General features: G+C 38.7%; 10 protein-coding genes. 7 read left to right on the top strand and 3 right to left on the bottom strand.

Annotated features, from left to right (window positions below; translation table 11 throughout):
- Positions 1 to 103: 103 nt before the first annotated feature.
- Positions 104 to 610: a hypothetical protein gene (locus AAC026_RS06235; protein WP_339695966.1), complete on the top strand. Its 507-nt coding sequence runs from the start codon at positions 104 to 106 to the stop codon at positions 608 to 610.
- A 246-nt stretch (positions 611 to 856) separates the two neighbouring features.
- Positions 857 to 1,591 carry a hypothetical protein gene (locus AAC026_RS06230; protein ID WP_339695963.1) on the top strand — a complete coding sequence of 245 codons (735 nt, stop codon included), beginning with the start codon at positions 857 to 859 and terminating at the stop codon, positions 1,589 to 1,591.
- 127 nt (positions 1,592 to 1,718) lie between these two features.
- Here AAC026_RS06230 and AAC026_RS06225 read toward each other — a convergent pair whose 3' ends face one another.
- Both AAC026_RS06225 and AAC026_RS06220 read right to left on the bottom strand, forming a co-directional pair.
- Entirely contained in the window at positions 1,719 to 4,112 is a 2,394-nt protein-coding gene (locus AAC026_RS06225) for an ABC transporter permease (protein WP_339695960.1), read from the bottom strand.
- 227 nt (positions 4,113 to 4,339) lie between these two features.
- Positions 4,340 to 5,203 carry a winged helix-turn-helix domain-containing protein gene (locus AAC026_RS06220; RefSeq protein ID WP_339695957.1) on the bottom strand — a complete coding sequence of 288 codons (864 nt, stop codon included), beginning with the start codon at positions 5,201 to 5,203 and terminating at the stop codon, positions 4,340 to 4,342.
- A 177-nt stretch (positions 5,204 to 5,380) separates the two neighbouring features.
- On the opposite strand from AAC026_RS06220, the gene AAC026_RS06215 reads away from it, so the two are divergent.
- The 4 genes from AAC026_RS06215 (at position 5,381) to AAC026_RS06200 (ending at position 8,273) form a co-directional block, all read left to right on the top strand.
- Positions 5,381 to 5,998: a hypothetical protein gene (locus AAC026_RS06215; protein WP_339695955.1), complete on the top strand. Its 618-nt coding sequence runs from the start codon at positions 5,381 to 5,383 to the stop codon at positions 5,996 to 5,998.
- A 320-nt stretch (positions 5,999 to 6,318) separates the two neighbouring features.
- Complete coding sequence (locus AAC026_RS06210; protein ID WP_339695952.1) at positions 6,319 to 6,552, top strand: hypothetical protein; 234 nt, start codon at positions 6,319 to 6,321, stop codon at positions 6,550 to 6,552.
- 115 nt (positions 6,553 to 6,667) lie between these two features.
- Complete coding sequence (locus AAC026_RS06205; RefSeq protein WP_339695949.1) at positions 6,668 to 7,801, top strand: DUF4221 family protein; 1,134 nt, start codon at positions 6,668 to 6,670, stop codon at positions 7,799 to 7,801.
- 121 nt (positions 7,802 to 7,922) lie between these two features.
- The gene (locus tag AAC026_RS06200; RefSeq protein WP_339695947.1) at positions 7,923 to 8,273 is read left to right on the top strand and encodes a hypothetical protein; all 351 of its coding nucleotides are present in this window, start codon (positions 7,923 to 7,925) and stop codon (positions 8,271 to 8,273) included.
- 484 nt (positions 8,274 to 8,757) lie between these two features.
- Here AAC026_RS06200 and AAC026_RS06195 read toward each other — a convergent pair whose 3' ends face one another.
- The gene (locus tag AAC026_RS06195; protein WP_339695944.1) at positions 8,758 to 9,003 is read right to left on the bottom strand and encodes a hypothetical protein; all 246 of its coding nucleotides are present in this window, start codon (positions 9,001 to 9,003) and stop codon (positions 8,758 to 8,760) included.
- Between the two features lie 129 nt (positions 9,004 to 9,132).
- Here AAC026_RS06195 and AAC026_RS06190 point away from each other — a divergent pair, with 129 nt between their 5' ends.
- Entirely contained in the window at positions 9,133 to 12,081 is a 2,949-nt protein-coding gene (locus tag AAC026_RS06190; protein ID WP_339695941.1) for a class I tRNA ligase family protein, read from the top strand.
- Positions 12,082 to 12,243: the final 162 nt, after the last annotated feature.

The following is a 12,243-nucleotide window of genomic DNA, read 5'->3' as shown; positions in this document are numbered from 1 at the left end:
AGCCCACTCTTAATACTAACAAAAAGATGATGAGGCTCGAAAAATCATTAGATTGCTAAAACACATCAGTAGCCGTTACCCAATCATTCTTAAAAGTAGACCTATGAAAAAAGTCCTTTTCATTATTACATTCGTGTCCTGCACTTCAGCTTTCGGGCAAGCCATCGATAAAACATATGCTGAAGATGTTAAATCTATTGACGCAATCATTAATGCTTATTACGCTGTAATTTCAGGTTCAAGTGATGATCCATGGCAGTTTGAGCGAGACAAATACATTCACTCCGCTAATGCAGTTATAACAAGGTTAGACGAAAACGGAAATGCGGATTCTCATGCATTGGAAACAGAATACCTTCCAATGGCACTAGCACCAAGAGAGAGTTTTTATGAGAAAGAATTGAAGCGAGAGGTGAGCCATCACGGCAATTTAGCTCAAGTATGGAGTGCTTTTGAAATACGAACCAACCCTGAAATAGAATCAAACATTAGAGGACTGAATAGCATTCAGCTCCATTTTGAAAAAGGCCGGTGGTGGATTGATAGCTGGACATGTGAAATGGAGTCTGACAAAAACCCATTAGTATCGGGGTTCTTGAAAAAGAAGTAAAACCTCCAACCATTAACAACCATCATAATATTCTCTCCTTTTTCTTGCGCCCAAAGCTTTCACCAGTGGCCGTAACCTATGGCGAAAGACTAGCGAAGGAGCAGAGTAGGGTTAGGGAGGTGGTGGGGTTGAAAAAATTAGTAGATTGACAAAACTTAAAACATCACAAATGTAATTGCATTTACCAATTCGCTAGCCATAATCTAGACAATGAAAAAATCAATTCTAATATTTAGTTTTCTTCTGATGTTAGGTAGTATAACTTATGCCGAACGTATACATGGCCCAGCCAATATCCGAACATCCCCCAATGGAGCTCTCATAATTTCTTTAAATGACAATGTAGTGGTAGGCTGTTCAGAACTAATCAACGGATGGTATAGAGTATCGATAAATCTTAAAATAACCAAGGAACAATACGAAAGCACAACTCCTATTGTGAAAGGGGATTCCCTTTATAACTGGCAAAATGAATTTATAGGAATAGCTTTAACTGAAATACCTCATAACCAACAAAGCACTTGGTACTCGGGTGGAGCACCAGGAAACCCCAGGAGATATGGTATGGAAATTTATGCCTCAACATACAAATCCAACATTAAAACTGAATCAATACCTGAATATCGTTTGAGTTCGATACTTACTAATAGTAAGAACCAGCTTAGCAGACAGGATTTAAGTAATTTTATGACTGAATTCGGGTTTAGAAACAGTGGGATATTGGGTCGCTTAGTAGAGGGTTATGAAGAACAAATGATCTATGAAAGCACCATTGATGATCCGTCTCCGATGGATAGAATTCGACTCATTTTTAAGGGATCGGAGCTGGTTGCAATTGTTCACACAAGACCAATAAGTAAACTGCTCAACTCACAAACCTTAACGAGAGGAAGAAACATCATCATTTTAAAAGAAATGAATCAAGCTGATCTTCAAAAGTTCCTTGATATTAATAGAGAGGCTTATGCAGGGATTGATTGAGTTGGATAATAAATTAGTACAACCTCAACTTCCTAACACCTCCCTGCGATTACCCCTAAGCATCCAATATAAGAAAGGCTCATTCCGTCAATGGAATGAGCCTTTTAGATTCTAATTACTTTACGCCTTATTCACTCCTCAGTTTTTCCGCAGGATTAGCGGTGGCTGCTTTACATGCATGATAACCAGTGGTCAGCACGGTGACTACCATAGTGACTACCAATACAGTAGCGAATATTTTGAAACCTGGAATTATATGAAATTGGAAGTTTTCCAGCCAATCCATCATAGAAAAATAGCCAAACACCGAGGCTGGTATAGCAGCAATCACGATAAGAATCACAAAATCTTTAATAAGCAGACTAATCAACCCTTGGGTATTGGCGCCAAGCACTTTTCTGATGCTTATTTCCTTAGAGCGCTGTTCCGCAGTGTACGAAGCCAAGCCCAATAAACCCAAACAAGCAATCAAAATCGTCATGCCAGAAAAGCCCAAGAATAATTGTCCACGAATCTGGTCAGCCTCATAACTCGCCATAAATTGCTCATCGATAAATACATACTCAAATGCAGTATTAGGATATGTTCTTTCCCATGCCTCCTCAATAAAGGCAACTGTTGGTGCAACTTCTCCTGTGATTTTAACGATTGCCGAAGGATTGAGGCGGCCTGGAGTAAACATTAAAGCCGAAATTGGCTCGTAAAGTGACTGTTGATGAAAATCTTTAACAACACCAACAACCACAGCGGGCGGCAAAGACTCATCTCCTTGAATGTCTACCTTTTTCCCAATTGGATTGGTCCAATTCATTCTTCGTACCATGGCCTCATTTACCATTACCGCCTGCGAAGAGTCTGAAGGATAGTCCAATGAAAAGTTTCTGCCTTGAACCACTTCAATGCCTAGGGTAGAGAAAAATTCATAATCAACCTGATAGTGGTCTAACCCACGGTTATCCATTGGCCCTTCTTCAGTTTCAATGGACATTACATTTTTACCATATCCGTTTCCAGGCGTTGTACTCGCAGATGCAATTCCACCTATATTGGCATTTCGTACCAATTCATTTTTAAGAACATTCCATTTCTCGACATCGGCTCTACTTCTAAAGTCAATTTGCATCATTTGCTCTTTGTCAAAACCCAAGTCCTTGTTCCTAAGAAATTGCATTTGATTATAAATAACCAAAGTGCCAATCAACATGAAGATGGAAATGGAGAACTGAAGTGTCACCAAAAACTTCCTTAGAAATTTACTTCCAGATTTTCCTCCACCTCCTTTAAGCACAGCTGCTGGCTGAAAAGAAGACAGAAAGAATGCAGGGTAACAACCTCCCAAAAAGCCTGTAATAAATACAATACCGATAACCGCCAATATCACATTAGTATCAAGCAATGCCATTATAGACAAATTAGTACCTACAATGTTGTTAATTGCTGGTACTGCAGCCATCATTATCAAGATGCTTAAGATTAGAGAAATTACTGTAATCAGAATTGATTCAGTCAAAAACTGGCCTATTAAACCACCTCTTTGAGCACCCATTACTTTTCTTAAACCCACTTCCATCGACCTTTTGGCAGATCGTGCTGTAGCCAAGTTCATATAGTTGATGCTCGCAATTATGATAAGGAAAATTGCTATTGCTGTGAAAATTTGAACATACCGCATGTTGCCTACAGCCACAGGTTCACCCTCAAAATCTGATTGCAAGTGGATATCTTTTAACGGCACTGGTACCATTTTCACCTTGATATTCAGTGGGTCAAAAATCGGAGCAATATATTTCGTAACAGTCGCATCAAGCTTCTCTTGTAACGCTTCTTTCGTCACACCTTCATTCACTAACACATAGGAAAAAACGCCCCAGCCTCCCCAGCTGCCATCTCCCCCTGTGAAGATCGTCTTCCAAGAAATCAGTGCGTCAGCTATTAAATGAGAAGTGTTAGGCATGTCTTTATACACCCCAGTCACTTGTAAGATCATTTCTCTATTGCCTCCACTCTTAAGTGTTTGGCCAATTGGGTCTTCATTTTTGAAGATTTTTTGAGCCATGGACTGATTGATGACAATCGAGTTTGGCGCCTCCAATGCAGTTTTGGGATTGCCCGCTACAAATTCAAAATCAAATATTTCAAAAATCGTTGAATCCGCAGCATAGACATTCTCTTGATAGTAGTCCACTTGATTGTAGTCGAACCGTGTGCCGCCTTGCCCACTTATACCAGACAATCGAGCAGCTTGTTCTACCTCTGGATTTTCATTCTTAATCGTAAATGCAGCAGGCCTTGTCATATTGGCCCACTTAAATGAATTGTCAGGCTCCTTAATTTCCGTTGAAAGACGATAGATCCGATCACCCTTAGAGTGCTGTTTATCGAAACTCGTTTCATGAAAAATATATAGTAGAATTATTAAACTAGAGGCAATACCAACTGTGAGTCCAATAATGTTGAGGGCTGTGTAGCCAGGTTGTCTTAGCAAACTACGAAAAGCAACCTTAATATAATTTTTAAGCATGTGTGTTGTTTTTTAGATTTGAGAATCTGATTAAAAAAATTGACCGTTATAAATGTAACAAAAATATGTAAGTTGTTACCTAGCAAAGAGCCATATTTATAATTCTTGAGCATTATAAAAAAGCCCCTTAAACCCGTAGGGACAAATGAAAATGCCATAATGTTTACTAGGCAAATTAAACTGTGAGGAATAGAAGTCAAAAAAGCTACCTCGATAAACTCTCACTACTAATTTATCTCCAACTTATACCCCACACCATGCACATTGGTCAACTGAATAGCCTTGTCCTCTTTCAATCGCTTACGAAGTTTTGAAATAAAGGTATCTAAACTCCTACCCACAAAAACGCCATTGTCTTCCCAAACCCGCTTTGTGAGTTCTTCTCGTGTAATAATTTGATTTGGCCTGCTAGAAAAAATCTGCAACAGCTCACATTCCTTTTTGGAAAGGCTGATTTCCAAGCCGTCATTCATGAGCTTATTCTGTGTAGGATAAAATTCAAACATGCCAAGGGGAGATGACTCTTGATGAATTTCTTTCTTCTCTACAGACTGCTTTCTTTTATAAAAAGGAAATGCAAAGAATAGTAAAGAAACTATTGCTGGGGCTATCAGAAGTGCTTTTTGGCTTATGAGAGAAGGTTCTGTTTCAGTAAACTTCACTCGCAAAGTATATGCACTTTGAGGCAAATCTCTACTCAAACAAGGGATGATACTATTTTCACGGTCAAACTTCATCTCATAGCTGTATGCGACTTCTTGATCTGAGTTTTGGATAAGTTCAACACGGTAATAATTAGGTAGCCCCGAAGCTTGAAAACTTTCTTCAACCGCGGACACCAAGTAGTCTGGCGTCAATGAAAGTTCATTCTGAAATGAGAGTTGATACTTTGATTCGTTTAACTCAATGACAGGCAATACTAATGAAGTTGAGTCTTGATTAGAAAGCAGCAGTTGATTTCCCACAACCCTTAAAGCAACCTTAACTTGCCCCGAAAAGTCTTTCGCTCTTTCGTTGGGGCTAGAGAAAATCCAAGTGAGAAAAACGACAACAGCTAAAACGCTAAACGAATAAACCTTTCTTCTGCTCATAGTAAGTGTAAATAAGCTATAAAATGTCGATTTTCACTATCGTTGACACTTCTTGTGGCTTGTCGCTTTAGGTTTACCTCATATAAGTTTCGAATTATTTCCAAGGCCAAAAAATTCAAAACTACTCTGCTTTAACAGTATATAATAAACTTAAAATATTAGCAATAAATACACCGTATGAAAACAACAAGAAATATGCTTCTGGGCTTAATTCTATTCCTCAATTCATTGTTGAGCTTTGGTCAAGAGCAAGAAGCGCAGAAGCTTGCCGAAAGACTTTTAGAAGCAGACAGTACTTGGAGCAAAGAGCTTTTTCAGTTCCCTATCAGTTTTGCACGGGGAATTAATTTTCAAGGCGTAGAAGTGGCGCTTTTCCCGAAGGGTTGGTCAAATGAACAAAGCCCTGAATTTTGGTCCTATGCTTTTGTATGGGAAGTAAACGCCAATCAGCAAGTCACAAAACCTGTTCTTGAAGGTAGTTTACAACTCTATTTTGATGGTTTATTGGGTATAGAAACTTGGAAAAAAAGCGATGAGAGTATTCAGAATACCAAGGTACTATTGATGGAAAAAGAAACCAATAAAAGTACTTCTAGATATACAGGCCACCTCGATATTTTCGAGAGCCGCTATACACAAAAACCCATGACACTAAAGGTTACCATAGAACAACGTTACTGCGAGCAAATCAAAAAAGCCGTTATTCTATTTAAGTTTTCACCCAAAGATTTTGACCATAACACTTGGGAGAAATTGGCAGATATAGGCCTTTTAAAAAGTATTTGCAAGAATTAATCTAAGTAGAATACTCTCGCCACATGGCTGTAACGTATAAACATACTCTTTGATCTTTCTTGGAACTAACACAACAAACAATTTAATAAATACAGAAAATGAAACTCATCTATACTTCTTTCTTTTTAATCGTTGGTGGTTTATTTAATACTCAGGTAAATAATACACTGAATATCAATTAGTTGACTAACTAAATAAGTGATCCTATAAATTAAATTGACCTAGCCTTAAATATTTGAAATTTCATTTTTGCACTTTAATTAAATTTGTAATTGTAAATTAAACTATATAAATTTCTAACACATTAAAAAAACAAAAATATGAAAAAATCAAAAAAAAATTTAATTTTTTATGCAATAGCAATTGCTTGCTTTGCGGTTTTGGGTTTGAATACTGCAACTGCTGGCTGCAATCCTGCTGGCGCGCAAGGATACTGCAACCTTGTAAACACCCCTGTTGGTAATGGTGAGTATGAAATAAATCTTGAATGTGAAGAATTGATTGACGAAGACAATAATGTTGGTAGATGCAAACTCATAATAACGGTGGAGTAATCTTTTATTAATAATGTCTGTTTTCATATAGCAAAGACTATTAATTTCAATAACAACGCAGCTTATTTATAGGCTGTGTTGACCTATAATTCTATGTAAATCTATCCCTTTATTAATGATGAACCTAAAAACAAAGCTATCGCTCTTCGCGATAGTTATTCTCATTTCAAGCTGCTCAAAAACCAACAATGAGGTGTTCAATGACAAGGTAACGCTAGTGTTTAAAGAACATTTATTGTTCGAATTAGACTCCGAAACAAAAAGGAATAGTAAAATCGTAGGTTACAGCAAAAAACTCAATTCCATTTATCTTTTTAATGAATTTAATTATTCAATTTATTTTTTTGATCTAGAAACTAAATCACTTACTAATAAACTAGAATTAGAAAAAGATGGACCTAATGGAGTTGGTGAAATCAGCAAATTAACGGTTTTGAGTAAAGATTCCATTTTTGCATATAGTAGACACACTAATTATTTATACCAGATCAATAGTGGAGGGCACATAGTAGATAAATCTCAAGTTTTTTCACTTGATGAACCGGATCCTTCTATTCAAACTTACAGCCCATCCGTATTCTTCTTGGGCAAGACTAAAGATATTTTCCTACCAATAAGACCTAATTCAAGAACTGAACGGAAGAGACAGGCAGTCATGCTTAAATATAATGTTTCTAACGGTAAAAAGGAGTATATCAAAATTTGGCCTGAAGAGTATAGAGATTATTCAAACATTGGCACCACATCATATGCTACATTAAACCAAAGAAACTCTAAGCTGCTAATATCATTTTCTTTCGATCCCAACATTCATGTTATAGACTTGATCAATGGGAATGACGTTGTTCAATATTTCGGATCAGGAAAGGTACCAGAGATGAAAGAGTTCAAAGGAAGAGGAGATATGGAAAATGTCATCAAATATATGACATCTACCTCTTACTACAGAAATGTCTTTTATGATGAGCATAAAAATTATTACCTTAGATCGGGTATAATAGGCAAGAGCATTTTAGATGAGAAAATCGTTCCCAATAAAAAATACAAAACTGTAAATGGTGATGATATATTTAGCCTTATTATAATTCTCGATGAGAATTATAATAAGGTAGGAGAAGTCCATAAAGAACTTCTTCTAGATGAAGTTTTCTCCACAAAAGACGGACTCTATATTAAAGACCCTCTTTTTGATAGAGACAATGAAGACATTCTAGCGTTTAAGAGATTTGAATATGTTTCGAAGGAATAATTTAAAATCAATTCTATTATTATTTGGTTGTCTAATTCTGTCTTGCGGGAGTTCAGTTAATCATAGATATGAATTAATAGGTAACATAATTGATTCACATCAAGAGTTTAAAAAATTACAAATGGATGAGAAGGCCTTGGTTATAATTCCAAATGCAGGATGTACTGGTTGTATAACAACTGCGGAGGCATTCGTTTTAGACAATGTAGATAAGTCTGACAATGTCAAATTCATTTTTACTGGGACTTCATCTCTGAAAGGGCTTAGGTTAAAGCTTGGTGAAGATATTTATGAAAATGAGAGGGTGTATATTGATAGAGAAAATCTATTCTATTCACCTGATTTGATAAGTATTTATCCTCTAGTTGTTTACCTACAAAACGGCCTTGTAACGACTATTGAAGAAATGTCACCAGACAACCCAACCACATTGGCAAAATTAGAGTTAATGATTATCGCTAGTAATAACTGAACTAATATTCACCGTATATAGACACACTACTCCAGGCCCAAGCTAGAAGAAACTCCTGTCGCAGGCTCCCCGAACCTGTGACTAATTATTAAAAAGGGACTCTGTCCCGGTCAAACTAACTCAACATTTACCAAGCCATTTCTCCAGCATAAACCCCTGCGCTAGAATAAACATAATCTTCTGGAGCGAAGCATGTACCTGCTCTCACAGGATCAAGATGGATATAATTTAGTCTTTCTTTAAACATATTATTTCTATCCAGCGGAATGGGACGGTAATGAAGTGAGGAATCTCATTTTCAGAAAAGCAATAGGCAGTGCTCATTATTAAACATACTAATAATGCTTAGTCTACTTAATATTTAAGTATGGTATGATTGCAGACAGAGTCCTAGAAATCATAGTGAGTCAAAGGTTTGGGAAACCTGCGCCAGTAGTACTCGAACTAGTAGTTGTGATGGAATCAAAAAACAAGCCTTTACAACTCAATTCTTCTTCAAAATCACTTTCTGATTCTCGGTAATCGCATCCACCATACGCACATAACTTACGCGTTCTCCAGTTTCAATCGACTCGTAAAAAAATACCAGTTCTTCCAACACCACTTTACAATCACCCAAATCATAGCGCAACGAGGTCACTATATCACCCTCGTTTATGGGGTTGCTATTCAGATCGAGTAGTTTTGGCGTCTGCTTTTCTTTGGGCTTCTTTTTAAATAAACCGAACATAGATTTCTATTCAATGATTAAATATAATGGCTCTTGCCCAAAGGGCACGAATAATCTCGAAAATGATTTCTTCAAGGGCGAAAAACACTATTTTTGCACACTTTAGATATTAGAAACGGTTAAGCGGCAATGGCAGATTATAATCACAAGCATATAGAACCTAAATGGCAGGCATTCTGGAACCAAAACCAGACGTTCAAAGCTACAGTAGACAAGAGCAAACCCAAGTTTTACTCGCTCGACATGTTCCCCTACCCTTCGGGCGCTGGGCTTCATGTGGGTCATCCGCTAGGCTATATCGCTTCTGATATCGTTTCGCGTTTCAAAAGAAACAAGGGCTTTAACGTATTGCACCCTATGGGCTTCGATGCCTTCGGTTTACCTGCTGAGCAATATGCCATTCAAACTGGGCAGCATCCTGCCATTACCACCAAAGAAAACATCGACCGCTACAAAGAGCAGTTGAAGAACATCGGTTTTTCCTTTGATTGGGACAAAGAAATTCAAACCTGCGACCCTGCCTACTACAAATGGACACAGTGGATTTTCCTTAGAATTTTCAATAGCTGGTACAACAAAACAACCGAAAAGGCCGAAACTATCGACCAATTGGTAGCCACTTTTGCTCAATCGGGCAATGCGAATGTAAATGCCGCTTGCGATGAAGATACTCCGTCTTTTTCAGCAGACGAATGGAACGCTTGGTCGGAAGAAGAGCAGCAGCGCATGTTGCTCAAATACAGGCTTACTTACCTTTCCGAAACCTCGGTAAACTGGTGTCCCGAACTAAAAACCGTATTGTCTAACGATGAAGTAAAAGATGGTTTTTCGGAACGTGGTGGCCATCCTGTAGTAAAGAAAAAAATGAAGCAATGGAGCATGCGCATTACTGCCTATGCTCAAAGATTACTCGAAGGTTTGGACAACCTAGATTGGCCAGAACCATTGAAAGAAATGCAGCGCAACTGGATTGGTAAATCCATTGGTGCCGAACTGGCCTTCCCTGTAGTTGGTCATGATTTAAAAATCAATGTGTTCACCACGCGTATCGATACGATTTTCGGGGTGACATTCTTGTCTCTAGCACCTGAAAGCGAAATGGTGGCCGATTTGACCACAGAAGACCAAAAAGAAGCGGTGGCTGCTTATGTAGAAACGGCCAAAAACCGTTCGGAACGTGACAGAATGAGTGATGTAAAAACCATCTCAGGCGTGTTTACGGGTAGTTATGCCACCAATCCGTTCAACGGAGAAAAAATTCAAATCTGGATTGCCGATTACGTTTTGGCAGGTTACGGTACTGGCGCAGTAATGGCCGTGCCTTGTGGCGACCAACGTGATTACGACTTCGCGAAGCACTTCGATTTGCCGATAGTTCCGGTAATTGAGGGCGCTGACATCAGCGAAAAAGCCGACCCGACCAAGGAAGGTGTAATGATGAACTCTGGCTTTTTGAATGGTTTGAATTGCAAAGACGCGATTGCCAAAGCCATTGAGTTTGCCGAAGAAAAGAAAGTCGGAAAAGGCAAAATCAACTTCAGAATAAGAGATGCCATTTTCGCGCGCCAAAGGTATTGGGGCGAACCGGTGCCTGTCTATTTCAAAAATGACCTTCCTTATTTGGTAGACGAGGCCGACTTGCCAATTATTTTACCAGAAATTGATAAATATTTACCTACGGAAGATGGCGATCCGCCATTGGCTAGGGCCGAGAACTTTAATTATAAGCCAAAAGGCGAAACGGAAGCTTATCCACTAGAAATGAGCACCATGCCGGGTTGGGCTGGCTCAAGCTGGTATTGGTACCGCTATATGGACGCCAAAAACGACACCGCTTTTGTAGACAAAGACATTCAGGAATATTGGGAGAATGTGGACTTGTACATTGGTGGTTCTGAACACGCTACGGGTCACTTGCTATATTCTCGTTTCTGGAATAAAATCATGTTCGATTTAGGCATTGTAAACCAACAAGAGCCTTTCAAAAAGTTGATCAACCAAGGGATGATTCAGGGAAGATCGAATTTTGTTTATCGGTTGTCGTATCGAATAAACAACATAGAAACCAAAGATTTGCCTCAAGTATTTGTTTCCAAAGATATTGCAGATGGACTTATCAAAATGGAGAATGGAGCCCCTAATATGGATTTACACGGGGAGGCGGAGAGAACAATTAGTGAAAAGCTCAAAGAAATAATCGATAGAAGATTCCCAGGCAGTACTATTAAATATAAAAATTACGGAAGTGTCAAAACTGGTCTGCATGTGGATGTAAACATCGTTCACAACGATGAACTCGATATGGAGGCCTTCCGCAGCTGGCGACCTGATTTAGCTGATGCTGAGTTCATTACTGAAGAAAACGGCAAATATGTTTGCGGATGGGAAGTAGAGAAAATGTCGAAGTCGAAGTACAATGTGGTCAACCCAGACGACATTATTGAGCGTTACGGGGCCGATACTCTTCGTTTGTATGAGATGTTCCTTGGGCCTTTGGAGCAATTCAAACCTTGGAATACCAATGGCATTGATGGCGTTTCTAAATTCTTGAAGAAGCTTTGGAGACTCTTCCATAACCAAGAGGGTGAATTTGCAGTAAGCGATGAAGCGCCAAGCAAAGCAGAGTTGAAGGTGCTTCACAAAACCATCAAAAAAGCGGAAGAAGACATTGAGCGTTATTCGTTCAATACTTCTGTCAGTAGCTTTATGATTTGTGTGAATGAGCTTACTGCATTGAACTGCAATAACCGTCAGGTGTTGGCTGATTTAGTTGTATTGATTTCGCCTTACGCGCCACACATTACAGAAGAACTTTGGAGCTTGTTGGGCAATAAAGGCAGTATTGTAAATGCGCCCTACCCAGTATTGAATGAAGAGTTTTTAGTCGAAGACGAGCACGAATACCCAATCGCCATTAATGGTAAAATGAGGGTGAAAATGAGTTTCGCGGTGGATAAGCCAAATGCTGAAATTCAAGCAGAAGTACTCGCCAACGAAAACGTTCAAAAATGGCTCGAAGGTAAAACCCCTAAAAAGGTAATCGTAGTACCAAAGAAGATTGTGAACATCGTGATTTAGTCGATAGTCGATAGAAAAAATGAAATATTGAAAAGCCTAATTCGAAAGAGTTGGGCTTTTTGGGTTAAATTACTATATCCCCCTCCGGCTGCGCCACCTCCCCCAAGGGAGGACAGCAGCAGAGGTGCAGAAACTTCAGATAACAAAAAGGAAAAGTTGCAA

Source organism: uncultured Roseivirga sp. (assembly GCF_963973945.1).
GTDB lineage: Bacteria > Bacteroidota > Bacteroidia > Cytophagales > Cyclobacteriaceae > Roseivirga.
This window is presented reverse-complemented; position numbering and strand designations above follow the sequence as displayed.